Raw genomic sequence first — 26,642 nt, forward strand, 5'->3', positions numbered from 1 at the left:
TGCAATGAGGATACCGTTGCTGTACATCCCAAAAACAGGGATTAAAAAGTTTTTATATATTGATAAGCAGTATAACGCATCACGGCTTATATTACCTATAGGCTGTGATTGCCACCCTGCTTATTGCCTTCAAAAACTACACATAAGGCAACATAGTTTTCCGTTCGACTGGCTTAATATTACACCTGTAAAAACCATAAGCTATGTGTTGGAAAACATAAATACCAATTTTATCTTTTTTCTTGAAAATTTAGCACCAAATGATGCAGGCAATATTGTTTCTGCCACCTATCCTTTTGCAGAATTCATTCACGAAAAAGACCTGGACACTAATCCTAAAACACAACAAAAATTTGTCCGTCGTCAAAAGCGCTTTTTAGAAGTTTTGGCAAACGAACCTGTAGATTTACTTTTAAATATACCAGCTTCAGAAATACAGAGTCAACAGGATGTTGATTACTTTCATCAATCGGTAACAGATTTAGCTGCTGCTATTAAAAGCAACGACAGGATTTGCATTTATATTAGGTATGACGAAAATCTGAATGAAAACGCTGTTTTAACCAACACCTTTACAACACAGCTTTTAAAATTACCTAAAGTCACTATTACCCAGTACTGCCGCAGTTTTAGCCATTATGGCATCTGGGGCAACCCCAATAAATATCCGCAGATACTTGCATCGCTTGGGATTAAGCTGCAAAAAAAATTCCCTAAAATATACATCAAATAAAAATGAAGATAAAAATTGCTATAAATGGTTTTGGCCGCATAGGACGGAACCTTTTCAGGCTCCTGCTCAACCACCCTGCTATAGAGGTAGCTGCTATAAATGATATTGCCGATGCCCGCACTATGGCACATCTTATAAAATACGACAGCATACACGGCGTTTTGCCTTATGATGTGTCTCATACTGATGATGCTATCATTATAGATGAAATTTCTTACCCCTATATTTGCAAAAAAGATGTAGCTGATATAAACTGGGCTGCCCATAACATTGATATTGTTGTAGAGTCTACAGGGCGCTTTAAAACGCTTGATGATGCACAGCAGCATATTAACTCAGGCGCTAAAAAGGTTATTTTATCTGCCCCGCCCGAAGACGACCGCATTAAAACCGTTGTTTTAGGGGTTAATGAACATATTTTAGATGGGTCTGAAACTATTATCTCCAATGCCAGCTGTACCACCAACAATGCTGCGCCAATGATGAAGATCATTAACGAGCTGTGCGGTATAGAACAAGCCTATATTACAACGGTGCACTCCTATACTACCGACCAAAGCCTGCACGACCAGCCGCATAAAGACCTGCGCAGGGCACGTGCTGCATCGCAGTCTATTGTGCCTACTACAACTGGTGCTGCAAAAGCGCTAACGCGTATTTTTCCTGAGTTTATTGGCAAAATAGGTGGCGGTGGTATTCGTGTACCCGTGCCCGATGGCTCGCTGACCGATATTACCTGCTACGTTAAACGCGAAGTTAGCATAGAAGAAATTAACGCCGCTTTTAGGGCCGCTGCCGATGGTTATTTAAAAGGCATACTTGCCTATACCGAAGACCCTATTGTGAGCGTAGACGTGATAGGAAACCGCAACTCGTGCCTGTTTGACGCACAGCTAACATCGGTTATAGATAAAATGGTAAAAGTAGTAGGATGGTATGATAACGAGATTGGCTATTCATCAAGAATAATCGACCTGGTTTTGTATATGGAGCGATAGGTTTATTTCGCAAAGTTTCACAAAGAAGGCACAAAGTTCCGCAAAGTTATTTGCTATTTTCACACATAGTTATTGCGAGCGTAGCGAGCTTTCTGCCTTATCTATTACTCGTTTAAATAATGAGACTGCCACGGTCGTACCTCCCTCGCAGTGACAGTACGAGAAGAAGGGAAAATCTACAATATTATTTTCTATGAAGATTCCTCAATTCCGCTGCGCCACATTCGGAAACCTAACGTAGTGGTTCGGCTTAGCCATGAAACAAACGTTATTCCATTTCGACCGTAGGGAGAAATCTCAATTTAATAAAACATTTTTTAAGAGATTCTTCGACTTCGTTGCACTTCGCTCAGAATGACACACCATGCCTATTCAACAGCGTAAGATATGATTGTCTCACTACTGAAAACTGCGACTCCCTACTATCTAATCACTTCTCCTAAAATTATTCCTGCTGCCGGCATTGCCCGGGCGGCTTGCGGGATTTCCCGGCCTTATAACCCTGTCGCTATTTTTAACTTCAGGTTTGGGCAAGCTGGCCTCTTCGGTTTTACTTGAAGGCTCAATTAAGGTATTAAGTTCCTGTATCTCGGCCGGGGTAAGCTCGCGGTAGCGGCCAACCGGAACATCAAGCGAAATATTTATAATACGGGTACGCTTAAGCGCGGTAACATCATATCCTAAATATTCGCACATGCGCCTTATCTGGCGGTTAAGCCCTTGGGTAAGTATTATTTTAAAGATATATTTACTTACCTGCTCTACATGGCATTTTCGGGTAACTGTGTCTAAAATAGGTACGCCATTGCTCATACGCTCAATAAACCTATCGGTTATAGGACGGTTAACAGTAACAATATATTCTTTTTCGTGGTTGTTGCGGGCGCGGAGTATCTTATTTACAATATCACCATCATCGGTCATAAAAATAAGGCCTTCACTGGCTTTATCAAGCCTGCCTATAGGGAAGATGCGCTTAGGGTAATTTATATAGTCAACAATATTATTGTGCACCTCCAAATTAGTGGTGCACTCAATACCCACCGGTTTGTTGAAGGCGAGATAGGTATGCCTGCCTTTTTTTTCGGTTATAAGTTTGCCATCAATACGCACTTCATCGGCAGGGGTAACTTTAGTTCCCATCTCCGGCACTATACCGTTTAGGGTAACTCGACCCTCCTCAATAAGGCGGTCGGCTTCCCTGCGCGAGCAGTAACCCGTTTCAGATATAAATTTATTAAGGCGTTTTAACTCTTCTTCCATATTGCAAAGTTACTTATTTCCCGTCAAACAAAAACGAATAGATCCTGGTGTAAAGTTTATCATCATGCATACTGTGGCCAAGCCCTTTAGTTTGCACAAAATCGGCAGTGGGCCAGGCAGCGGCAATCTTTTTACCCTCTTTAAAGGCTACCGTTTTATCATTAACGTCATGGGCAATTAACCCTTTAATCTTAATTTTAGATGCAAACAAACTACCCGAGAACTCGTCAGTCTTAATCTTAAGATTTTCCAGAAAATGCTTGTTGAGCAACTTAAATACATTGCCATTAAGGCTTAGCAGGCCAATGTAATTATTAAGGATTGAATTAAAATCGCAAGGGGCACCCATAATCACCATTTTTTCGATACTATTATCAGGATAATGCGACTGGTAATATAATGCTGTAGCACCACCAAGTGAATGCCCCACCATGTATTGTGGCTTTTGTTGCCTTACCAGCACATCTATAAATTCTGCATACTGCGGAATATTAAATTCAGTCCCTGATGACAACCCATGTGCAGGGGCATCCAGAGCTATAATAGTGCATCCCGCTTTTTTAAGGTAGGTAATAAACAATTTCCAACGCGATGCGTTACTTTCCCACCCATGTACAAGGAGTACTTTGCAATCGTTTGTACCTTTCCATGTGTAGGTTTGAAAGATAAAATCGTTATGGGTAACCATTTTAGCCTCGGCCTCCCTAAGTACCGATGGCAAACTATCTTTTAAAAGCCTTCCATCCCTGGGCTCGCTAAAAAATTTGTAGGCAAGCCTGGTGGCTTTTTGCGGCGCAAGGTAACTAAGTATGTTAATGTATAGTCCTATAAGTTTGGCAAGGACAAAAGTGAGCAGTCTCTGCATGGCTATTATTAAAAAGCCCCGCGGGTGCGGGGCTTAAAGTATTATATTTTTGCAAATAATTGCTCCATTTTTTCTCTTTCCTCTTCCGCAAGCGAACTGTCTACAAGAATCCTTCCGCTGTGCTCATCGGTAATGATTTTTTTACGGGCAGCAATTTCCATCTGGGTTTGCGGCGGTATTGTAAAGAAAGAACCTGCAGATGCGCCCCTTTCTATAGAAACCACAGCTAGCCCGTTACGAACGCTGGTCCTTATCCTGTTATAAGCAGCAAGAAGCCTTTCCTCTATTTGCGCCTGGTATTCGGCCGATTTTTCTGCAAGAAAGTTTTCTTCTTTCTCCGTTTCCTGCATTATAGCATCAAGCTCAGATTTTTTGTGGCCAAGGTGGTTGCTCTTAGCATCAAGTTTTTCCTGGCTTTGAGCAATAGTATCTTTTTTAAAGTCTATCGAAGCCCTCATTTCTTTAATGTGCTTTTCCGCAAGCTGTATTTCAAGCTCCTGAAATTCAACCTCTTTAGTAAGGGAGTTGAACTCACGGTTATTGCGCACATTTTTTTGCTGTTCAGTATATTTTTTTATGGCAGCTTTATGGTCTTCAATAGCAGCTTTTTTATCTTTAATCTGCTCTTCTATAGACTCAAGGTCGCTTTTTAGTTTATCAAGCCTTGTGCTCAGTCCCGCTACTTCATCTTCAAGGTCTTCAACCTCAAGCGGAAGTTCACCTCTCACGTTCCTGATCTCATCAATTCTTGAATCAATTAACTGTAAATCATAAAGTGCCCTTAATTTGTCCTCAACACTTAGTTCCTTGATATTCGCCATATTTATATGTACTTAACTGGATTTGTATTATCTTCCTGTAAAATGATTGCAAAATTAGGGATTTTTTCCTTATGAAAATCAACTAAATATTTTTTTGTGCTAATGCCCTTATTTTTCAATATGTAACCTTGTTACTTACTCTTACAAATTACAAATAATTAACCGGATTAGTGTTTACCTGAGATAATACAACATTTACACCCTCAACCCTTTCTAAAATATAATCGGCAATATAGTTCATGGTATAGCGTTCGCTTTCAAAATGGCCTATATCTGCTAAAAGCAATTTATTTTCAGCTTCATAAAACTGATGGTATTTAAGGTCGGCTGTTAAGAAAACATCTGCACCGGCAGCAATGGCATTTTTAATTGCAAAGCTACCCGACCCTCCTAATACGGCAACCTTACTCACCATGTTGCCGGTAAAAGCACTATGCCTAATTCCCTGTGCATCCATTTTTTGTTTTACAAATTGCAGGAACTCAGCTTCAGGCATCGGTTTAGCTAACTCTCCCGTCATACCCAACCCGATATGCTGATGGCTATTTTCTAAAGAATAGATTTCATACGCTACCTCTTCATAAATATGATTTGTAAATAGGGCTTTTAATATTTTGGGTTCGAGGTGTTTTTCAAAAGTAACCTCAATTTTAATTTCGGCAGCTTCTACAAATTCACCACGCTTGCCTATTTGAGGGTTGCTAAACTCATTACCACTATAAGTACCAGTACCAAGGCTGTTAAAGCTGCAATTATCATAATTACCAATACTGCCCGCCCCCGCATTAAAGAGTGCGTTACGAAGCTCTAAATGATTATCGGGCGTAGTATAAGTTACCAGCTTACGGATGAAGTTTTGTTTAGGGATCAGTACTTTGGTATTGATAAGGCCCAGTGCATCGCAAAATATTTTATTAACGCCCTGCTTATGGTTATCCAGCGCGGTATGAACTGCATAAATGGCAATATCATTTTTAATCGCTTTTATAACAGCACGCTCAACATAATTTTTACCCGTTATTTTTTTTAGTCCAGAAAATAAAATAGGATGAAAACAAACCACCATATTACAACCTTTAGCAATTGCCTCATCAATAACAGCCCTAAGAGCATCATGGCAAACAAGTACACCAGTAACATCATCATTTGCATTACCTGTAAGCAAGCCTACATTATCAAAATCTTCGGCATAAGCTAATGGTGCCATTTGTTCTAAAACCTCTATTATATCTTTAGCTTTCATAAGTTGCATTTATATCTCAAAAATAACAATAAAAAAACTGCCCCTAAAAGGGGCAGTCAGTATTTTATCAAACTATTACCTATTGGCAAATTAAATCCTTAGTTTGTTCATAAGCGTCAATATATTGTTGATAAGGCATCTCGGTATCCTCGTTTTCTATTACAGCAGTTCCGTTAGGACCTTTACAAATTTTTACACCGGTTCCTGCAGGAGCTCCTGCCGTAGCACACGTAACGCAATTAGTGACAGGGATTGGAGGAGCAACAAACTCGTTACCACAAAAAAGCGAAAAATAATAATCTGCGGCTACATTAGTATTAGCGTTATCAACATACGCAATTCCGTCCTCATCTATACAAACTTCGTAATCCTGATCTATAATATCAGATGGTGGTGCATTTTCCGGTGTATCTTTAATTTCACATATCTGGCACCCTACATAGGTAACAGTTGCAACATCAGTATCGTCATCTCCACAGGCAACCAGCGTGATTCCGGCTAATAGTGCTATAGATAGTATAAGTTTTTTCATTATTGAGGGTTATTTATTTTGCGATACAGCAAAAAAAGAAAAAACGCGGGTCATATCCAAATGTTTGCGTTAAAAGTTTGCAAATATTATACATCAAGATATCGTTAAATAAAAAAACTGCCCCATTAGGGGCAGTTTCTTTAGGAATTAGTCACACATTAAATCTACATATTCATCATATGCAATTCCAGAGTCTGTTCCTTGTACTGTAGCATTTCCATTATCAGCTTTACATACTTGGTAAGTTTGACTTTGACCACCAGCACTAACTGTACAATCTACACAGTTATTTCCTTTGTCATCATCAGATGAACAAGCAACGAATGTCATACCAGCTAATAGAGCTACAGCTAAAATAATTTTTTTCATGTTAAAAGGTGTTAATTAATTTGTGATAGCGCAAATCAATAAAAATTTAATGTGATTTCCTAAAAATTTTGTGTTAAAGTTTAAATTTTTCTTTGTAAAGTGGAGAGTTTATCTACTTATTGATTAAAAGTTGTAAATTAGCGTAATGAAAGTCTTACGATTATTACTACTCCCTATATCCTTAATATACTGGATGGCAACATCTTGCCGTAATTTGTTTTATAATTTCGGTTATTTCAAATCATTTTCGTATTCACTGCCAATTATCGCTATTGGAAACCTAAGTACCGGTGGAACCGGCAAAACGCCACAAACTGAATACCTTATAAGACTCCTTTCCAGTCATTTTAGCCTTGCAACATTAAGCCGTGGGTATAAAAGAAAGTCGAAAGGATTTGTTTTAGCCGACAAAAACGCCAATGCAGACATATTAGGAGATGAACCTTACCAATTTGCATCTAAATTCAGCACTATAAATGTAGCTGTTGATGTTAACCGTAAAAATGGTATTGAGCAACTTATTGCCTTAAAAAATCCGAAAATCATACTACTTGATGATGCTTACCAGCACCGTCGTGTTAAAGCAGGTTTTTATATCCTGCTCACAGCTTATGGTGATCTTTATAGCGACGATTATATATTACCGGCAGGTAATCTTAGAGAAGGCCGTAGTGGCGCAAAACGAGCCAATATAATTGTGGTAACTAAATGCCCGCCTCAATTATCAACTGAAGAACAGCACAAAATAACAAATAAGCTAAAACCTTTACCATCGCAAAAGGTGTTCTTTACAAGCATTGAGTATGATGCAGCGGTATATAACGGCCTAACAAGCTTAGACACATCTGCCATTAAAAACCAGGAAAAAGTACTCGTTGCCGGTATTGCAAAGCCTAAGCCCTTTTTTGACTTTTTAAGCAACCCTAAAGACATTATAAAAAGCTATCCCGATCATCATAATTTTAACGATAGTGAGTTGTTAGAACTAAACGAACTGGCTAAAAACAAAATTATAATTACTACTGAGAAAGATTATATGAGGTTAAAAGGAAAAGTACCGTTAGATAAGTTATTTTACCTTCCTATTAAGAGTAATTTTATAAGTAAAGGAGATGATTTTGACAGTACTATACTTAACTATGTAAATCGCTAATAAACGAGCAGCGTGCAGATTTAGCAAAGCATTTTCGTCCATTACATCAATTAAAAGCATAAAAAAACCCTTTCATTACTGAAAGGGTTTCTTATTTATTTAAGCTTGTCCTGCAGGACCAAAACTCAGTGGAATTTGCGGTTGCTCCGTATCGCTTATCGTGCCGTGGGCAGCTTCAAAACGGTGGATGTTCTCGCCTAACGCTTTTAGCAGGCGCTTAGCATGCTGCGGCGTTAACACAATGCGTGATTTTACCTTAGCCTTGGGTATACCCGGCATAATGGCTACAAAATCAACAACAAACTCAGACGCCGAATGGTTAATGATGGCAAGGTTACTGTACGTACCCTCAGCCGTTTTTTCATCAAGCTCTATGTTTATTTGTCCCGGTTGTTGTTTCTGGTCACTCATTATTAATAGTTATATTCCTCTTTAGGAGTTAACAGCTCATTATATTCTTCTTTAGAACCTACAATAATGTTATCGTAATCCCTCATACCTGTACCTGCAGGTATCCTGTGGCCCACGATTACATTTTCTTTAAGTCCTTCAAGTCCGTCAACTTTACCGGCTACTGCAGCTTCGTTTAGTACCTTAGTAGTTTCCTGGAACGATGCCGCAGAAATGAACGATTTAGTTTGAAGCGATGCCCTTGTAATACCCTGTAGTACCGGAGTTGCCGTTGCAGGAACAACATCTCTTGCAGATACCTGGTTTTTATCATTACGTTTAAGCAGCGAGTTCTCATCCCTTAGCTGGCGTGGCGTAATAAGCTGCCCCGGTTTAAGGTTTTCAGAATCTCCTGCATCTTCAACAACTTTCATTCCGTATAGCTTATCGTTTTCTACGATAAAGTCAGACGTATGTATTAACTGGTCTTCAAGGAAAAGGGTATCTCCCGGATCCTGAACCTGTACTTTACGCATCATCTGGCGGATAACAACTTCAAAGTGCTTATCATTGATCTTAACACCCTGAAGGCGGTATACCTCCTGAATTTCGTTTACAAGGTATTGCTGTACAGCAGATGGGCCTTGTATCCTAAGGATATCTTCTGGTGTAATTGCACCGTCTGATAATGGTAAACCGGCCTTAACGTAGTCATTTTCCTGAACAAGGATCTGGTTAGAAAGTTTAACCAAATATTTCTTGATCTCTCCAAATTTAGATTCGATAACGATCTCACGGTTACCCCTTTTAATCTTACCGAATGATACAACACCGTCGATTTCTGATACTACAGCCGGGTTAGAAGGGTTACGCGCTTCAAGAAGCTCGGTAATCCTTGGTAAACCTCCGGTAATATCGCCGGTTTTAGATGAACGCCTTGGTATCTTAACTAAGATCTTACCAGCTTTAATCTTCTCGCCGTTATCTACAATAAGGTGGGCACCAACCGGTAGATTGTATGAACGGATAAGTTCTCCTTCTTTTCCGTAGATCAATAAGGTTGGGATCAATTTCTTGTTCCTTGCCTCAGAGATTACTTTTTCCTGGAAACCTGTCTGCTCATCTATCTCAACCATAAATGATTGTCCTTGCTCGATGTCCTCATAAGCTACCTTACCGGTAAATTCAGAGATAATAACACCGTTATAAGGGTCCCATTTACAGATGGTCGCTCCTTTTTCCACCACGTCGCCATCTTTAACAAAAATGCTCGAACCGTAAGGGATGTTGTGCGTATTTAATACGATACCTGTGTTAACATCTACAAGCTTAAGCTCTGTAGAACGAGACACAACAATATCGGTCTGGTTACCTTCAGTATCCTCACCTACAACAGTTTTAAGATCTTCAATTTCAAGCCTACCTGCAAAACGGGTAACAATGCTTGATTCTTCAGATATACCACCCGCAACACCACCAACGTGGAATGTACGAAGTGTAAGCTGTGTACCAGGCTCACCAATAGATTGTGCAGCAATTACACCAACAGCCTCACCCCTTTGGGTCATTTTGCCGGTTGCAAGGTTACGACCATAACATTTGGCACATATACCTTTTCTTGCCTCACATGTAAGCGGAGAACGTACTTCTACCCTCTCTATAGGTGCAGCGTTTATAGCTTTAACTTCTGCTTCTTTAATTTGCTCGCCGGCATGTACAAGAATTTCATTATTAAGCGGGTTAATAACATCCTGTAACGCCACACGGCCTAATATTCTTTCACCAAGAGTCTCAACGATCTCTTCGTTCTTTTTAAGTGCACTAACCTCAATACCCCTAAGTGTACCACAATCTACAGAGTTTACAATAACGTCCTGAGAAACGTCGTGCAGCCTCCTTGTAAGGTACCCGGCATCAGCCGTTTTAAGAGCCGTATCCGCAAGACCTTTACGGGCACCGTGAGTAGAGATAAAGTACTCAAGGATCGATAGGCCTTCTTTAAAGTTAGAAAGGATCGGGTTTTCAATAATCTCACCACCACCGGCAGTTGATTTTTTAGGCTTAGCCATCAAACCACGCATACCTGTAAGCTGACGAATCTGTTCCTTAGAACCCCTCGCTCCGGAGTCAAGCATCATGTACACCGAGTTAAAGCCCTGTTGGTCTTCGCGGATGTTTTTCATGGCAAGCTCTGTAAGCAATGCGTTGGTTGATGTCCAAACGTCAATTACCTGGTTGTAACGCTCATTATTGGTAATAAGCCCCATGTTATAGTTAACAGAGATAGCATCTACCTGCTCGTTAGCATCGGCAATAAGCTCCTGCTTTCTTGCAGGGATAATGATATCCCCAAGGCTGAATGACAAACCACCACGGAAGGCGAATTTGTAACCCATATCCTTCATATTATCAAGGAATGCAGCTGTTGTAGGCACATCGGTAACACTTAAAATCTTACCAATAATATCCCTTAGGGATTTCTTAGTAAGTACCTCATTGATGTAACCCGCAGCTTCCGGAACTACTTCGTTAAACAATACCCTACCAGCCGTAGTCTGGATGATCTTGTAAACAAGCTCTCCTGCATCATTAAAGTCTTTAGCACGAATTTTAACACGGGCATTAAGCTCAAGTCGTCCTTCGTTTAGTGCTATGTTAACTTCTTCTGCAGAATAGAAAGTAAGGTCCTGTCCTAAAATTTTAAGCGTATCTGTAGACAAACGTTCTTTGGTCATGTAGTACAGACCAAGTACCATGTCCTGAGAAGGTACCGTAATAGGCGCACCGTTAGCAGGGTTAAGGATATTGTGCGATGCAAGCATTAACAACTGTGCCTCAAGTATAGCCTCAGGCCCTAACGGAAGGTGTACCGCCATCTGGTCACCATCAAAATCCGCATTAAATGCCGTACATACCAATGGGTGAAGCTGGATAGCTTTTCCTTCGATAAGTTTTGGCTGGAATGCCTGTATACCAAGCCTGTGAAGGGTTGGAGCCCTGTTTAATAGTACCGGGTGCCCTTTAATTACGTTTTCAAGGATATCCCAAACTACAGGTTCTTTTTTGTCTATTATTTTCTTAGCCGATTTCACCGTTTTAACGATACCGCGCTCTATAAGCTTACGGATAACAAACGGTTTGTAAAGCTCGGCAGCCATATCTTTTGGCAAACCGCACTCAAACAATTTCATCTCTGGCCCAACAACAATTACCGAACGCGCAGAATAGTCAACACGTTTACCCAATAGGTTTTGACGGAATCGTCCTTGTTTACCTTTTAATGAATCGGATAGTGATTTAAGCGGCCTGTTAGATTCTGTTTTAACAGCAGAAGCTTTCCTTGTGTTATCAAAAAGTGAATCTACAGATTCCTGTAGCATACGCTTTTCGTTACGAAGGATAACTTCAGGAGCTTTAATCTCCATTAACCTTTTTAAACGGTTATTACGGATGATAACCCTCCTGTAAAGGTCGTTTAGATCGGAAGTTGCAAAACGTCCACCATCAAGCGGCACCAATGGCCTAAGTTCCGGCGGGATAACCGGGATAACTTTAAGGATCATCCACTCTGGGCGGTTTTCCCTGTTAAAGTTAGACTCACGGAAAGACTCTACAACCTGTAGCCTTTTAAGAGCCTCAGTTTTACGTTGTTTAGACGTTTCGTTATTGGCACTGTGGCGCAGTTGATAAGACAATTCGTCTAAGTCTATCCTTGCAAGCAGGTCCATAATACACTCTGCACCCATTTTAGCGATAAACTTGTTAGGGTCATTATCGTCAAGATATTGGTTTTCTGCAGGAAGTGTATCTAATATATTAAGATATTCTTCTTCGGTTAAAAAGTCTAACCTTTTAAGGCTTTCGCCATCCGGTCCTTTAGCAATACCGGCTTGTATAACCACATACCTTTCATAGTATATGATCATGTCTAATTTTTTAGACGGAAGGCCAAGTATATAACCAATTTTGTTAGGCAGCGAACGAAAATACCAAATGTGGGCAATAGGCACTACAAGATTGATGTGGCCTACCCTGTCACGTCGAACTTTCTTCTCAGTAACTTCAACACCGCATCGGTCACAAACAATCCCTTTATATCGAATCCTTTTGTATTTACCGCAGGCACATTCAAAATCCTTTACAGGGCCAAAAATACGCTCGCAGAAAAGGCCGTCCCTTTCCGGTTTGTGGGTACGATAGTTAATGGTTTCCGGTTTTAAAACCTCACCCCTTGATTCAGCAAGAATAGATTCCGGCGAAGCCAGGCCTATTGATATCTTGTTAAATCTTTTTACGGTATTTTTATCTTTTAATCTTGTCATGATATGTAATCTACCAATTTATTAAAAAGTATAGAAGGGAACGGCCGCTAAGCCGTTCCCGTGGTAATTTATTCTTCTAATCTGATGTCAAGACCAAGGCCTTTAAGTTCATGCATTAATACATTGAACGATTCTGGCAATCCTGGTTCCGGCATGGTTTCACCCTTAACGATAGCTTCGTAAGTTTTAGCCCTACCAATTACGTCATCCGATTTAACAGTCAGTATCTCCCTTAGTGTACTCGATGCACCGTAGGCCTCAAGTGCCCAAACCTCCATCTCTCCAAAACGCTGGCCACCAAACTGAGCTTTACCTCCAAGAGGCTGTTGCGTGATAAGCGAGTATGGACCGATTGAACGTGCGTGCATCTTATCGTCTACCATGTGGCCCAGTTTAAGCATGTAGATAACACCTACAGTTGCCGGCTGGTGGAAACGCTCTCCGGTACCACCATCGTATAAATACGTATGGCCAAACCTTGGGATTCCTGCCTCATCAGTTAACTCATTAATCTGGTCAAGAGATGCACCGTCAAAAATAGGGGTAGCAAACTTGCGTCCTAAATTCATACCAGCCCATCCAAGAACCGTTTCGTAAATCTGCCCGATGTTCATACGGGATGGTACACCAAGCGGGTTAAGTACGATATCTACAGGAGTACCATCCTCAAGGAACGGCATATCTTCATGGCGAACAATTTTAGCAACAATACCTTTGTTACCGTGGCGTCCTGCCATTTTATCACCTACTTTAAGCTTACGTTTTTTAGCAATGTAAACTTTAGCAAGTTTTAAGATTCCTGACGGAAGTTCGTCTCCAACCGTAATGGTAAACTTCTCTCTTCTTAGAGCACCCTGAAGGTCGTTCAGCTTAATCTTATAGTTGTGGATAAGGTCGTTAACCATTGCATTGGTATCATCGTCCGTAGTCCACTGGCCTTTAGTTAAGTGAGCAAAATCTTCAACGGCATAAAGCATTTTCTGGGTGTATTTCTTACCTTTTGGTAATACTTCCTCACCAAGATCATTCATAACACCCTGAGAAGTTTTTCCGTTAACAATATTAAACAACTTGTCAATTAACTTGTCTTTAAGCTCTACGAACTTAACTTCAAAATCACCTTCAAGTTTGCCTAAATCGTCTTTATCTTTAGTACGTTTACGTTTGTCCTTAACGGCACGTGCAAACAGTTTCTTATCAAGAACCACGCCATGAAGTGATGGAGACGCTTTTAACGAAGCATCCTTGACATCGCCTGCTTTATCACCAAAGATGGCGCGAAGCAGTTTTTCTTCCGGTGTAGGGTCAGATTCTCCTTTAGGAGTAATCTTACCAATAAGGATGTCGCCAGGTTTAACCTCGGCACCAATCCTTATCATACCATTCTCATCAAGATCTTTAGTAGCCTCTTCAGATACGTTAGGAATATCGTTAGTTAACTCTTCGTTACCTAACTTAGTATCCCTTACCTCAAGAGAGTAATCATCAACGTGAATAGATGTAAAGATATCATCACGAACCACTTTTTCTGAGATAACAATTGCATCCTCAAAGTTATAACCTTTCCAGGGCATGAACGCCACTTTAAGGTTACGGCCAAGAGCAAGCTCACCGTTTTGTGTAGCATAACCTTCACAAAGAACCTGGCCTCTTACAACCCTGTCGCCCCTTCTTACAATTGGCTTAAGGTTAATGCTGGTACTCTGGTTAGTTTTCCTAAATTTAATAAGCTGGTATGTTTTCTCATCCGGATCAAAGCTAATGCTCCTCTCACGGTCGGTCCTGTCATATTTAATAGTAATCTGGTTAGCATCTACATACTCTACGGTACCACTACCTTCGGCATTAATAAGTACACGAGAGTCAGAAGCTACCTGGCGCTCCAATCCTGTACCCACAATTGGGGCTTCCGGACGTAAAAGAGGAACCGCCTGGCGCATCATGTTAGATCCCATCAACGCACGGTTAGCATCATCATGTTCCAGGAACGGGATAAGCGAAGCCGATATCGATGCGATCTGGTTAGGTGCAACGTCTGTATAATGTACTACAGAAGGATCTACAACCGGGAAGTCGCCTTCCTCACGCGCAATAACCTTATCTGCAGTAATGTTACCATCGGCATCCATCTGAATGTTTGCCTGGGCAATCATTTTGCCTTCTTCTTCTTCGGCGCTTAAATAAATTGGTTCCGACTCTAAATCTACCCTACCTTCAGTAACCTTACGGTAAGGAGTTTCTATAAAGCCCATTCCGTTTACTTTAGCATAAACGCCAAGAGACGAGATTAGACCAATGTTTGGACCCTCCGGAGTTTCGATAGGACACAAACGACCGTAGTGCGTATAGTGAACATCTCGAACCTCAAAACCTGCTCTTTCACGCGATAAACCACCTGGTCCAAGTGCCGATAGCCTACGCTTGTGCGTAATCTCTGCAAGAGGGTTAGTCTGGTCCATAAACTGAGAAAGCTGGTTGGTACCAAAGAACGAGTTGATTACCGAAGACAATGTCTTAGCGTTGATAAGGTCAATCGGTGTAAACACCTCATTATCCCTAACATTCATACGCTCCCTGATAGTCCTGGCCATACGGGCAAGACCTACACCAAACTGAGCTGATAACTGCTCTCCTACCGTTCTAACACGACGGTTAGAAAGGTGGTCGATATCATCAATCTCTGCTTTAGAGTTTATAAGCTCTATAAGGTATTTTACAATGGTAATAATATCTTCTTTGGTAAGCACCTGCTTTTCCATCGGGATATCAAGACCAAGTTTTTTGTTCATCCTGTAACGGCCTACATCACCTAAGTTGTAACGCTGGTCTGAAAAGAACAATTTATCTATAATGCCACGAGCTGTTTCCTCATCAGGTGGTTCTGCATTACGCAGCTGACGGTAAATGTGCTCTACAGCCTCTTTTTCTGAGTTAGTAGGGTCTTTTTGCAGCGTATTGTGGATAATACCATAATCTGCCTGGTTGTTATCCTCTTTATGAAGCAGTATCGTTTTTACGTTAGAATCAATGATCTCTTCAACATTATCTTTATCAATAATGGTATCCCTGTCTAATATAATCTCGTTACGCTCAATAGATACAACCTCGCCAGTATCTTCATCCACAAAATCCTCATGCCATGTGTTTAGCACACGTGCAGCAAGCCTTCTGCCAATATATTTTTTAAGTCCTGTTTTAGAAACTTTAATTTCTTCGGCAAGGTCAAAAATCTCAAGGATATCTTTATCTCTTTCAAAACCAATGGCACGGAAAAGCGTTGTAACAGGTAGTTTTTTCTTCCTGTCAATATAAGCATACATAACACTGTTAATGTCTGTAGCAAACTCAATCCACGAACCTTTAAAAGGAATTACCCTTGCAGAGTATAGTTTAGTTCCGTTTGCGTGGAACGACTGGCCAAAGAATACACCGGGAGACCTGTGAAGCTGTGATACAACTACACGCTCTGCACCGTTGATAACAAAAGTACCACTTGGTGTCATGTATGGGATAGTACCCAGGTAAACATCCTGTACAATTGTCTCAAAATCTTCATGTTCAGGATCAGTACAGTACAGCTTTAAACGCGCTTTAAGCGGCACGCTGTACGTAAGGCCCCTGTCTATACACTCTTCAATTGTATAACGTGGCGGATCAACAAAGTAATCAAGGAACTCCAATACAAACTGATTTCTGGTATCAGTAATCGGAAAGTTTTCCATGAAGGTGTTATAAAGACCTTCGTTGCCTCTTTCATCCGATTTGGTTTCAAGCTGGAAAAAATCCCTGAAGGACTTTACCTGTATATCCAGAAAATCCGGATAGCTTGGGATGTTTTTTGTTGAGGCAAAATTTAATCTTTCAGTCTGATTTGTTATCATCAATGGACAAAATTTTGATTAAAAAAAGTAATATAGAAACGTATAAAACGTATAAAATGTTATTATACGAAAAATGGTTTAGGCCTTTGAGAGTTCTTCTCAAGGCCTAAACCTGGGTTTTAAAACCTATGTTAGCTTATTTAAGCTCAACAACAGCTCCGGCTTCTTCTAATGATTTTTTAAGACCTTCAGCCTCATCTTTAGAGATACCTTCTTTTACGTTTGCAGGAGCACCGTCTACAAGATCTTTAGCTTCTTTAAGACCTAAGCCTGTAAGTTCTTTTACTGCTTTAACAACAGCAAGTTTAGAAGCACCAGCATCTTTAAGTACTACTGTAAATTCTGTTTGCTCTTCAGCAACCGGTGCATCACCACCAGCAGCAGGACCAGCAACTACTGCAGCAGCAGCAGGCTCGATTCCGTACTCATCTTTAAGTATTGTAGCAAGTTCGTTAACTTCTTTAACTGTAAGGTTAACTAATTGTTCTGCGAATTGTTTCAAATCTGCCATTTTTTCTATCGTTTTAAATAGTTTGTAATATATAATTCATTAAGTGCGTTCGTCGCGTATTACCTGGATTATTTCTCAGATAATGTTTTAAGGATACCTGCAATTTTGCCACCACCCGATTTAAGGGCAGAAACAACATTTTTAGCAGGAGACTGAAGTAGGCCAATGATTTCGCCAATAACTTCATCCTTAGATTTAAGAGATACAAGAGCATCAAGCTGGTTGTCGCCAATAAATACTGCTTCAAAAATGTAAGCACCTTTTAATACAGGCTTATCAGATTTTTTACGGAATTCTTTGATGATCTTAGCAGGAGCGTTACCGTTCTCTGATATCATTATAGAAGTGTTTCCTTTAAGTATGGTAGGTAAATCACCATAGTTATTGTCAGAACTTTCCATAGCTTTTTCAAGCAATGTGTTCTTAACCACTTCAAGTTTTATACCTGCTTTAAAGCAAGCCCTTCTTAAGTCTGAAGTAACTGTTGCGTTAAGACCGCTAATATCTGCCACATAGACAACATTAGAACCGGTTAATTGCGCAGTTAAATCTTCAATAACTTTTGATTTTTCTTCTTTGGTCATAATAAAAACTTTTTAACTACCAATTATACCGCCTTAGGATCTAGGGCAATAGCAGGGCTCATAGTACTAGAGATATGAATACTCTTAATATATGTACCTTTAGCTGCAGTTGGTTTTAATTTGATTAATGTCTGAATAATTTCGTGAGCATTCTCAGTTATCTTGTCAGCCTCAAAAGAGATCCTTCCAATACCTGCATGAACGATACCGGTTTTATCAACTTTAAAGTCAATTTTACCAGCTTTAACCTCAGTAACAGCTTTAGCCACATCCATAGTAACTGTACCTGTTTTAGGGTTTGGCATTAAACCACGAGGACCTAATATCCTACCTAAAGGTCCTAATTTACCCATAACTGCAGGCATTGTGATGATAACATCAACATCTGTCCAACCGTCTTTAATTTTTTGAAGGTAGTCATCTAAACCTACAAAGTCTGCACCGGCAGCTGTAGCTTCAGCTTCTTTATCAGGAGTTACAAGGGCAAGAACCCTTACATCTTTACCTGTACCGTGAGGAAGTGTTACTACACCCCTTACCATTTGGTTTGCTTTTCTTGGATCTACACCCAGACGCACTGAGATATCAACCGATTCGTCAAATTTTGCAGATGCAACTGTTTTGATCAATGCAGATGCATCTTTCAAAGAGTACAGTTTGTTCTTCTCAATTTTAGAAGCAGCCTCTTTTTGTTTTTTTGTCAATTTTGCCATTTCTTTGTCTTTTTACGATTAAAAAGGAGCAGCTCCTGATACGGTTATACCCATAGACCTTGCTGTTCCTGCAATCATGCTCATTGCTTTCTCTATAGTGAAAGCATTAAGGTCAACGATTTTGTCTTCAGCAATAGCCCTGATCTGATCCCAGGTAACGCTAGCTACTTTCTTACGATTTGGTTCTCCTGAACCCGACTTTAGTTTGGCAGCATCCAATAACTGAATAGCAGCCGGTGGCGTTTTAACAACAAACTCGAAAGATTTGTCTTTATACACAGTAATTTGTACTGGTAATACTTTACCGGGTTTATCCTGGGTTCTTGCATTAAATTGCTTACAGAATTCCATGATATTAACACCAGCAGCCCCCAAAGCAGGTCCAACCGGTGGCGACGGATTCGCAGCACCTCCCTTAACTTGTAGTTTAACTACTTTACTAATTTCTTTAGCCATTTCTTTAAAAGATTTAGCACATCTTCATTGGAAGCGAATGATGTGGTTTTATAATAAGTGTAACAAAATTATACTTTTTCTACCTGCATAAAGCTTAATTCCAGCGGGGTCTTTCTTCCAAAGATCTTCACCATAACTTCAAGCTTACGCTTTTCTTCATTTACTTTCTCTACAGTACCGTTAAAGCCGTTAAAAGGCCCGTCTGTAACTTTTATCGTTTCGCCAATTGTAAATGGTATAGAAACGTTATCAGTTTTTACCGAAAGCTCATCTACTTTGCCCAGCATCCTGTTCACTTCAGAAAGCCTTAAAGGCACGGCGTCTCCACCTTTAGTTTCACCAAGAAAACCAATAACACCTGTTATAGATTTAATTATGTGAGGTATTTCGCCGGTTAGGTTAGCTTCTACCATTACATAGCCCGGAAAGTAAACCCTGTCTTTACTGATTTTTTTACCATCACGCACCTGTACAACTTTTTCAGTTGGCACCAGTACCTGAGAGATATAATCACTCATACCCAGCCTGCTTATTTCTGTTTCGATGTAGTTTTTAACTTTATTTTCCTGACCGCTTACCGCTCTAACCACATACCACTTTTTGACACTGTTATCAGTCATTGCAATAAAATTAATTTTTTAAGAAACTGTACACTTTTGCAACAAGAACTTCAAAGCCCTTGTCTACACCAAAGGTTATCAACGCAAATATTACCGAAAAAACAGCTACAATTATGGTTAAGCGTTGCACTTCTGCCCACTCCGGCCATGTTACATTGTCTTTCAGCTCTGTAAACGCATCTGATATATAGTTGGTAATCTTTGCCATTGTCTTTGCTTTTTTGCACGGGTGGAGGGATTCGAACCCCCATCAACGGTTTTGGAGACCGCTATTCTACCCTTGAACTACACCCGTTTGTTAATAAAAGCCAGCCGGTACACTAAAGCACCGTGCTGGCTCTATATAATTTAAATACTATAGGATCTCAGTAACCTGACCTGCACCTACTGTACGACCACCTTCACGGATAGCGAAACGTAGACCTACGCTTAGAGCGATTGGACTAAGTAGCGTTACCTCAATAGTAAGGTTATCGCCCGGCATAACCATCTCTACACCTGCTGGAAGAGTGATAGTACCAGTTACATCCGTTGTACGAACGTAAAACTGAGGACGGTAGTTATTGTGGAATGGAGTGTGACGTCCACCTTCTTCTTTTTTAAGGATATAAACCTCTGCATTGAAGTGAGCGTGTGGTTTAACAGATCCCGGTTTAACGATTACCATACCCCTTTTGATATCAGCTTTATCGATACCACGAAGTAATAGACCTACGTTATCTCCAGCTTCACCACGGTCAAGGATTTTACGGAACATTTCAACACCTGTAATAGTAGATGTAAGTTTTTCAGCACCCATACCAATGATTTCAACTGCGTCACCTGTGTTAGCAATACCAGTTTCGATACGACCTGTAGCAACAGTACCACGACCAGTGATAGTGAATACGTCTTCAACAGGCATAAGGAATGGTTTCTCAACGTCACGTACCGGCATCTCGATCCAGCTATCAACAGCAGCCATAAGAGCTAAAACTGTATCAACCCACTGAGGCTCACCGTTAAGTGCACCAAGAGCAGAACCTTGAATAACTGGTCCGTTATCTCCATCATACTGATAGAAAGATAGTAGGTCACGGATTTCCATTTCAACCAGCTCTAAAAGCTCAGCATCATCAACCATATCTACTTTATTCATGAAAACAACCATTCTTGGAACACCAACCTGGCGACCTAGAAGGATGTGCTCACGAGTTTGTGGCATAGGACCATCTGTTGCAGCAACTACAAGGATAGCACCGTCCATCTGAGCAGCACCAGTAACCATGTTCTTAACGTAATCCGCGTGACCTGGACAGTCAACGTGAGCGTAGTGACGGTTAGCAGTAGCATACTCTACGTGAGAAGTATTAATAGTAATACCCCTTTCTTTTTCTTCAGGAGCGTTATCAATTTGGTCAAATGATTTAGCTTCAGAATAACCTGCATCAGATAATACTTTAGTTATCGCTGCAGTTAATGTTGTTTTACCGTGGTCAACGTGCCCAATTGTACCTATGTTAAGGTGTGGCTTCGACCTATCAAAAGTTTCCTTTGCCATGATTTAATAATTTAATCTTAGTTTATAATTAGTGTTCAAATTCTTCTAAACTTTGAGCCAATGACGGGAATTGAACCCGTGACCTCTTCCTTACCAAGGAAGCACTCTACCCCTGAGCTACACCGGCTGGTTCCACAAACTCAATTAGCCTGCTGTTTTGTGGGGAGAGAAGGATTCGAACCTTCGAAGGTTTCCCAACGGATTTACAGTCCGTCCTCGTTGGCCGCTTGAGTATCTCCCCTAACCTTTACTTTTTCAGATGCTTATCAAAAAACAATTTTGAGCCGATAGAGGGACTCGAACCCACGACCTGCTGATTACAAATCAGCTGCTCTAGCCAGCTGAGCTACACCGGCATCTTCAATAAAAAAGTCCGCTATTTCTAACGGACTGCAAATGTATATAATTTATTTTTTAATCAAAACATTTTCCTAAAAAAATTTTAAATTAAGAATGCGCCCTGATTTTTTGTTTTCTTTTCATTAGCAAGCGCTCCATAGAATCTGCCGCGAGCTCTACCGCCTCTTCAAATGTTTTACATTGTTTTTTTACTATAAATTCATCCCCCGGGACGATTAGCTTAATTTCAGCGATCTTATTCTGTTTCTCACTCGTATTATCCAGTTTAAAGTACACATCAGAGTTTACAACCTTGTCATAATACTTTTCAAGCCTATCCAATCTTTCCTGAACATAGCCAACCAATTTCCTGTCAACATTAAAGTTAACTGCATGAACATTTACTTTCATAATAAAAACGTTTTATGGTTTAACATTTAGGATTTACCCTGGTTACGCGGGTGCGCATCCTTATACACCTTTTTTAGTTCGGCAAGACTGCTGTGGGTATATATTTGTGTAGATGATAAACTCGCGTGACCCAGTAACTCCTTTACTGAATTTAAATCGGCCCCGTTGTTTAATAAGTGTGTTGCAAAAGTGTGCCGCAAAACGTGTGGGCTCTTTTTTACCTTACCGGAGACAATACTAAAGTAACTATTTATTAACCTGTACACAAAAGATTCGCTTATTTTTTTGCCCTGCAAACTCACAATTAACATATCGGTGTTTGCAACCGCACCAAGCTCCCGTTTTTTATCAAGATACTTATCAACAAGCACCGCAGTGCAATCCAGCACCGGCAATATACGCTCTTTGTTGCGCTTACCCAACACCTTTAGGGTTTTACCTGCCCTGTCGTAACTTGCCAGGGTTAAACCAATAAGTTCTGCACGACGCATACCGGTAGTGTACAGCAACTCAATAATAAGGCGGTTACGGATACCCTCAAAATCATCAGGATAGTCATTAAAATCGATAACATCCAGCAATTCTTTTTCCGAGAACGGCACCTGCACCTTTTTCTCAGTTTTAAGTGACTTGTGTTTTTGCAGCGGGTTGATCTCTATTTGCTTAGACTTAAGCAAAAATTTGTAGAATGATTTTAGAGAAGACATTTTTCGGTTAACCGATGTATTGGCTATACCAGCCTCTACAAGCGCTACGATCCAGCTGCGTACCTGGCTGTAATTAACCTCTTCCAGCGTAGCGCCATCGTCGTGCTGCTGTATAAAGACCTCAAATGCAGTTACATCATCTAAATAAGCACGCAGGGTTAACAGGGAATAATTTTTTTCCTTGTGAAGGTAATCGCGGTATGCCTCTTTGCTATTTGCCATAAAAAAACCGTTAACAGCAAAGATAAACTTTTGCTGCTAACGGTAATATTTTAAAAACCTAAGAAATTAATTAGTTCTCTACAGAGTCCCTTAATCCTTGTATGTAGGCTGCTTTTTGTACTTGAGCTCTTCTTTTAACAGATGGCTTCGTGAAAGCCGTACGGCTCCTAAGCTGACGCACAGTTCCGGTTTTGTCGAATTTACGTTTGTAACGCTTAAGCGCCCTATCGATATTTTCTCCGTCTTTAATTGGTATAATCAACATAAGTATAACACCTCCTCTCGTTAAGGGTGCAAACTTATAACTATTTTTTATACCCACCAAAATTATTATACAATTTTATTTTGGCGACCAAATGGTGTACCCGTGTGGCGGTGCCTGTACTTTTACCCAGGTATCACCCTGCGTTACAGGCTCCCAAGTAGAGCTGCCGGTATAATCTTTAATAGTGGTGCTTGCCCAGTTGGTATCTACCCAGCGCTCCTGCCACGAGTTACTGTTATTAATATATACAATTATACCCGGAGCACCGTTGCGGCGTGCTACATACTCATCATTATCTGCAAATAAATATGTAGTGTTGCCAAAGGCTTTGTTATTGTGTATCCAGATAAGGTTGTTGAGCTTATTCTTGTCCAGCCACTCTTCATAATCCCTGTAAAAGATACACGGGTAGCCCTCGTGAGTTAAAATATAGGCATAGGCCAGTATTTTATTAGTGTAAATCTCATCGGTATCATGGTTTGCCACAAAAGTTACAGCACGGTAAGCGTTGCGTTTAAGCAGCATATCGCCGTTAAGCTGGGTAAGGTCGTTATTGGCAAGGGCATCGCGCATTTTATAGTAGCAGGCAAAATCGAACGCGCTAGCCTCGGCACTATTGGCCCAGGTTTCTAGCGTGGCGGCATTACCGTCCCAATATTCGCCCACTGTAAAGCCGCCTACGGCATTTTTAAAATTTTTAACCACCCAGGGTTCAAAACCTTTTACCATATCAAAGCGCCAGCCATCAAAGCCCATAGTGTTCTTGTAGTACTTAGCTATTGAGTTACTGTTGTTGTATAGCCAGTCCTGCACCCAGGTTTTATCATGGCACAAATCCGGGAAACCGCCAAAGGTTCCCGCATCAGATGCATGTACATTATTGGGATGGAAATCGTTATACGAACGTGCAAACAGCCCAGATGCCGGCTGAAAGTTAGTGTAGGTGTTGCTGCCCGTGTAGGGGTTAGCCTGCGATGCACCGCCGCTGCAATGGTTTACTACAATATCGGCAATTACACTCAGGTCGTTATTGTGCGCTGTTGTAATGAGCGACTGTATTTCGGCAAGCGAACCAAAACGCGTCTCGGTGCTGCCCATTTGATTGTAATTTCCAAAATCAAAATAATCAAACGGGTCATAACCCATAGAGTAGCCCCCACTCTGCCCTTTAGTTGCCGGTGGCAGCCATATAGCATCGATACCCGCGCTTGCCCACGACGGTACTTTGCCCGATATTGTATTCCACCAGGTACCGCTACCGGGAACATCCCAGTAAAAGGCCTGCATCATAACCTTTGTACCTGCCGAGCGTGCCGCATGCATAGGGTTATTAAAATTAGTAGTGTCAGCAACACTTTGAGGATTTTCAGCAGCCTGAGGCGCCACCTCCATCTCGTTTGCGCAGCCCCACAGCAAAAATGCAGCAGCTGCCATTGTAAATATGTATTTCATAAATAAAAGGGATTGGTTTCTACCTAATTTATAAAAAAACATATTCAAAATTACCGATTCGATAATCACAACACCACTACAACGTTATAGTGTTGATAAGTAAAACAAAAAAGGCCTCCTGCCTAAGCAGAAAGCCCCAAAGTTGAGTTAGTTAAGATTTAAATATTAGTCTTTAAGCAAGTTACGCGAAATTACAAGCTTCTGAATCTCGGTTGTACCCTCGCCAATAGTACATAATTTTGCATCCCTGTAAAATTTCTCTACAGGATAATCTTTAGTATAGCCGTAGCCACCATGAATTTGCACGGCTTCGTTAGCCACTTTTACACATACTTCAGATGAGTACATTTTGCCCATTGCACCTGCCAGTGTAACGGGTTTATGGTTGTTTTTAAGAAACGCCGCTTTGTGCAGTAAAAGCTCTGATGCTTCAATCTCAGTAGCCATATCGGCAAGTTTAAAGGCAATACCCTGAAAACTGCTTATTGGCTGGCCAAACTGGTGGCGTTCTTTAGAGTATTTAAGGGCCGCTTCATAAGCGCCTTTAGCAATACCCAACGACAATGCGCCGATAGATATACGCCCGCCATCCAGAACTTTCATTGCCTGTATAAAGCCCTCGCCTACTTCGCCCAGCCTGTTGGCATCGGGTATGCGGCAATTATCAAATACAAGCTCGGCAGTTTCGCTGGCGCGCATGCCTAATTTATTTTCTTTCTTGCCGCTGCTAAAGCCCGGCATTCCTTTTTCAAATACAAAAGCGGTCATACCGCGGGAGTCGCCTTTATCGCCGGTGCGCACAATTACTACGGCAATGTCGCCCGATTTGGCATGTGTAATAAAGTTCTTGGCTCCGTTAACAACCCAATGGTCGCCATCTTTAACGGCAGTGGTGTTCATACCGCCTGCATCGCTACCGGTGTTATGCTCTGTAAGGCCCCACGCACCAATATGTTCGGCCGTGGCAAGCTTAGGCAGCCATTTCTTTTTTTGTTCTTCGTTACCGAAGGTTAAAATGTGATTGGTACAAAGCGAATTGTGTGCCGCTACCGATAACCCAATTGAAGGATCTACTTTAGATATCTCCTCAATAACGGTAATGTATTCGTGGTAGCCAAGGCCGGAGCCACCATATTCTTCCGGAACGAGTACACCCATATAGCCCATCTCGCCAAGTTGTTTAAATAAATCTACCGGAAAATGCTGGCTCTCGTCCCACTCCATAATGTTAGGACGGATATTCTTTTCTGCAAACTCCCTGATCGATTCGGCGATCATGTTTTGCGTTTCATTATAATCAAAGTTCATTTTAACTGCTTAATTTTTAGAATTCCAAATATAAGCGAATTATTTTTGACTTATAATTAAAAATATCATTAATTTTTGACAATTCGTCAAAATTAACGATTTTACCCGTCATACTGCGTTGTGTAATGATGGCTTTTGCAATATCGCGATTAAAGTAAGGAAATCGCGTTAATTGCTGTAATGACGCGGTGTTTACATTAATTGTAGTAACCCGTGGGTTAGCATTAACCAAAAAAATTTTCTTTAATCCGGCAATAGCTTCAGGCGAAAAATCTTTAAAGTCTTCCATCTGATCCATGCTTACAAAAGCACCAAGATCGGCACGGCGGCGCAGTATCTTTTTAGCAAAAGCGGGCCCTATGCCATATACGGCAACAAGGTCTTCCTCTACCGCAGTGTTGATATCCAAAGCCGGTTTAACGGCTTCTTTTTTATCAGGATAGGTATTGGTTTGCTTTTCAGCAGAAGCATATTGTTGGTCCGGCTGCTTTTTATTAACCCAGCCGGGAAATTTAAAATATGGGGATATTTTATTCAGCACGCTATCATGCACTCCCGTTACTTTTTGAAAATCGGCAGCTGTGTTAATGAATTTTCCGCTTTTATGAAAGGCATGCAAACGGTCTATCTGCGCCACGGTCATACCCAGCATATAACCTCTATAATCGGATATGTAATTGGGATTAAACGGGTAAAGCTTGTATTCTTTACTGCCCTGTTTTGCTTTTAGCGCATCAATTTCAGTTTGATGGGCAAGCCATTCTTTTTCAGCCTGAGATTGTTGTGCTTCCGATGAAAGATCATACCGGGATGTCACAAAGTAAAACACCTGCACCATTATGATAACCAGGCACAATGCCATAATGCCTTTTCGCTGGCTTTTTGTAAAGCGGTAAAAAAATTGTGATAGGGGCATTTAGGAAGATGCTTAGATTTTTAGATTG

At 40.8% G+C, this 26,642-nt stretch carries 25 protein-coding genes and 4 tRNA genes; 3 read left to right on the plus strand and 26 right to left on the minus strand.

The window, feature by feature from the left end:
• Nucleotides 1-4 precede the first annotated feature (4 nt).
• Together FMM05_RS07185 and gap are read left to right on the plus strand one after the other, a co-directional pair.
• Complete coding sequence (locus FMM05_RS07185) at nt 5-733, plus strand: DUF1796 family putative cysteine peptidase (RefSeq protein WP_143372674.1); 729 nt, start codon at nt 5-7, stop codon at nt 731-733.
• Between the two features lie 2 nt (nt 734-735).
• On the plus strand, nt 736-1,731 hold the full coding sequence (gene gap, locus FMM05_RS07190; RefSeq protein WP_143372675.1) for a type I glyceraldehyde-3-phosphate dehydrogenase: 996 nt from the start codon (nt 736-738) through the stop codon (nt 1,729-1,731).
• Between the two features lie 426 nt (nt 1,732-2,157).
• On the opposite strand, the gene rluF is transcribed toward gap, so the two are convergent.
• The 6 genes from rluF to FMM05_RS07220 form a co-directional block, all read right to left on the minus strand.
• Nucleotides 2,158-2,994, minus strand: coding sequence for a 23S rRNA pseudouridine(2604) synthase RluF (rluF, locus tag FMM05_RS07195; RefSeq protein ID WP_235894374.1), 837 nt, complete (start codon nt 2,992-2,994; stop codon nt 2,158-2,160).
• A 13-nt stretch (nt 2,995-3,007) separates the two neighbouring features.
• Nucleotides 3,008-3,859, minus strand: a complete 852-nt coding sequence (locus tag FMM05_RS07200; protein WP_143372676.1) for an alpha/beta fold hydrolase — start codon at nt 3,857-3,859, stop codon at nt 3,008-3,010.
• Nucleotides 3,860-3,900: 41 nt separating this feature from the next.
• A complete protein-coding gene (locus tag FMM05_RS07205) occupies nt 3,901-4,680 on the minus strand; it encodes a zinc ribbon domain-containing protein (RefSeq protein WP_143372677.1) in 780 nt (259 codons plus the stop codon).
• A gap of 148 nt (nt 4,681-4,828) precedes the next feature.
• Nucleotides 4,829-5,923: a Nif3-like dinuclear metal center hexameric protein gene (locus FMM05_RS07210; protein WP_143372678.1), complete on the minus strand. Its 1,095-nt coding sequence runs from the start codon at nt 5,921-5,923 to the stop codon at nt 4,829-4,831.
• Between the two features lie 79 nt (nt 5,924-6,002).
• Nucleotides 6,003-6,455 carry a hypothetical protein gene (locus tag FMM05_RS07215; protein ID WP_143372679.1) on the minus strand — a complete coding sequence of 151 codons (453 nt, stop codon included), beginning with the start codon at nt 6,453-6,455 and terminating at the stop codon, nt 6,003-6,005.
• Nucleotides 6,456-6,602: 147 nt separating this feature from the next.
• Nucleotides 6,603-6,824, minus strand: a complete 222-nt coding sequence (locus FMM05_RS07220; RefSeq protein WP_143372680.1) for a hypothetical protein — start codon at nt 6,822-6,824, stop codon at nt 6,603-6,605.
• Between the two features lie 145 nt (nt 6,825-6,969).
• On the opposite strand from FMM05_RS07220, the gene lpxK reads away from it, so the two are divergent.
• Nucleotides 6,970-7,977: a tetraacyldisaccharide 4'-kinase gene (gene lpxK, locus FMM05_RS07225; RefSeq protein ID WP_143372681.1), complete on the plus strand. Its 1,008-nt coding sequence runs from the start codon at nt 6,970-6,972 to the stop codon at nt 7,975-7,977.
• Between the two features lie 99 nt (nt 7,978-8,076).
• Here the strand turns inward: lpxK and FMM05_RS07230 are convergent, their stop codons facing one another.
• The 20 genes from FMM05_RS07230 to FMM05_RS07325 form a co-directional block, all read right to left on the minus strand.
• Nucleotides 8,077-8,388, minus strand: coding sequence for a DUF3467 domain-containing protein (locus FMM05_RS07230; RefSeq protein ID WP_026990342.1), 312 nt, complete (start codon nt 8,386-8,388; stop codon nt 8,077-8,079).
• 2 nt (nt 8,389-8,390) lie between these two features.
• The gene (gene rpoC, locus FMM05_RS07235; RefSeq protein WP_143372682.1) at nt 8,391-12,689 is read right to left on the minus strand and encodes a DNA-directed RNA polymerase subunit beta'; all 4,299 of its coding nucleotides are present in this window, start codon (nt 12,687-12,689) and stop codon (nt 8,391-8,393) included.
• A 68-nt stretch (nt 12,690-12,757) separates the two neighbouring features.
• On the minus strand, nt 12,758-16,570 hold the full coding sequence (rpoB, locus tag FMM05_RS07240) for a DNA-directed RNA polymerase subunit beta (protein ID WP_143372683.1): 3,813 nt from the start codon (nt 16,568-16,570) through the stop codon (nt 12,758-12,760).
• A gap of 136 nt (nt 16,571-16,706) precedes the next feature.
• Nucleotides 16,707-17,081 (minus strand): 50S ribosomal protein L7/L12, encoded by a 375-nt coding sequence (gene rplL / locus FMM05_RS07245; protein ID WP_143372684.1) that lies wholly within the window; start codon nt 17,079-17,081, stop codon nt 16,707-16,709.
• Between the two features lie 68 nt (nt 17,082-17,149).
• Complete coding sequence (gene rplJ, locus FMM05_RS07250) at nt 17,150-17,665, minus strand: 50S ribosomal protein L10 (RefSeq protein ID WP_143372685.1); 516 nt, start codon at nt 17,663-17,665, stop codon at nt 17,150-17,152.
• 23 nt (nt 17,666-17,688) lie between these two features.
• On the minus strand, nt 17,689-18,378 hold the full coding sequence (rplA, locus tag FMM05_RS07255) for a 50S ribosomal protein L1 (protein ID WP_143372686.1): 690 nt from the start codon (nt 18,376-18,378) through the stop codon (nt 17,689-17,691).
• Nucleotides 18,379-18,396: 18 nt separating this feature from the next.
• Nucleotides 18,397-18,834, minus strand: coding sequence for a 50S ribosomal protein L11 (gene rplK / locus FMM05_RS07260; RefSeq protein ID WP_026990348.1), 438 nt, complete (start codon nt 18,832-18,834; stop codon nt 18,397-18,399).
• A 68-nt stretch (nt 18,835-18,902) separates the two neighbouring features.
• A complete protein-coding gene (gene nusG / locus FMM05_RS07265; protein WP_143372687.1) occupies nt 18,903-19,454 on the minus strand; it encodes a transcription termination/antitermination protein NusG in 552 nt (183 codons plus the stop codon).
• A 10-nt stretch (nt 19,455-19,464) separates the two neighbouring features.
• Nucleotides 19,465-19,662, minus strand: a complete 198-nt coding sequence (gene secE, locus FMM05_RS07270; protein ID WP_143372688.1) for a preprotein translocase subunit SecE — start codon at nt 19,660-19,662, stop codon at nt 19,465-19,467.
• A gap of 16 nt (nt 19,663-19,678) precedes the next feature.
• Nucleotides 19,679-19,749: transfer RNA gene (locus tag FMM05_RS07275), tRNA-Trp, on the minus strand.
• Nucleotides 19,750-19,809: 60 nt separating this feature from the next.
• Complete coding sequence (gene tuf / locus FMM05_RS07280) at nt 19,810-20,994, minus strand: elongation factor Tu (protein WP_143372689.1); 1,185 nt, start codon at nt 20,992-20,994, stop codon at nt 19,810-19,812.
• 55 nt (nt 20,995-21,049) lie between these two features.
• Nucleotides 21,050-21,121: transfer RNA gene (locus FMM05_RS07285), tRNA-Thr, on the minus strand.
• Between the two features lie 33 nt (nt 21,122-21,154).
• A tRNA-Tyr gene (locus FMM05_RS07290) sits at nt 21,155-21,235 on the minus strand.
• Nucleotides 21,236-21,276: 41 nt separating this feature from the next.
• Nucleotides 21,277-21,350, minus strand: a tRNA-Thr gene (locus tag FMM05_RS07295).
• A 91-nt stretch (nt 21,351-21,441) separates the two neighbouring features.
• Nucleotides 21,442-21,744 (minus strand): ribosome hibernation-promoting factor, HPF/YfiA family, encoded by a 303-nt coding sequence (gene hpf, locus FMM05_RS07300; RefSeq protein ID WP_143372690.1) that lies wholly within the window; start codon nt 21,742-21,744, stop codon nt 21,442-21,444.
• A 26-nt stretch (nt 21,745-21,770) separates the two neighbouring features.
• Nucleotides 21,771-22,673 (minus strand): tyrosine-type recombinase/integrase, encoded by a 903-nt coding sequence (locus FMM05_RS07305; RefSeq protein ID WP_143372691.1) that lies wholly within the window; start codon nt 22,671-22,673, stop codon nt 21,771-21,773.
• Between the two features lie 70 nt (nt 22,674-22,743).
• Nucleotides 22,744-22,938 carry a 30S ribosomal protein S21 gene (gene rpsU / locus FMM05_RS07310; protein ID WP_143372692.1) on the minus strand — a complete coding sequence of 65 codons (195 nt, stop codon included), beginning with the start codon at nt 22,936-22,938 and terminating at the stop codon, nt 22,744-22,746.
• Between the two features lie 75 nt (nt 22,939-23,013).
• Nucleotides 23,014-24,390 carry an alpha-amylase gene (locus FMM05_RS07315; RefSeq protein WP_235894375.1) on the minus strand — a complete coding sequence of 459 codons (1,377 nt, stop codon included), beginning with the start codon at nt 24,388-24,390 and terminating at the stop codon, nt 23,014-23,016.
• A gap of 165 nt (nt 24,391-24,555) precedes the next feature.
• A complete protein-coding gene (locus FMM05_RS07320) occupies nt 24,556-25,698 on the minus strand; it encodes an acyl-CoA dehydrogenase family protein (protein ID WP_143372694.1) in 1,143 nt (380 codons plus the stop codon).
• Between the two features lie 16 nt (nt 25,699-25,714).
• Complete coding sequence (locus FMM05_RS07325) at nt 25,715-26,614, minus strand: helix-hairpin-helix domain-containing protein (protein WP_143372695.1); 900 nt, start codon at nt 26,612-26,614, stop codon at nt 25,715-25,717.
• Between the last annotated feature and the right edge of the window lie 28 nt (nt 26,615-26,642).

The sequence above is a fragment of the Flavobacterium zepuense genome (assembly GCF_007097145.1).
Lineage (GTDB): Bacteria > Bacteroidota > Bacteroidia > Flavobacteriales > Flavobacteriaceae > Flavobacterium > Flavobacterium zepuense.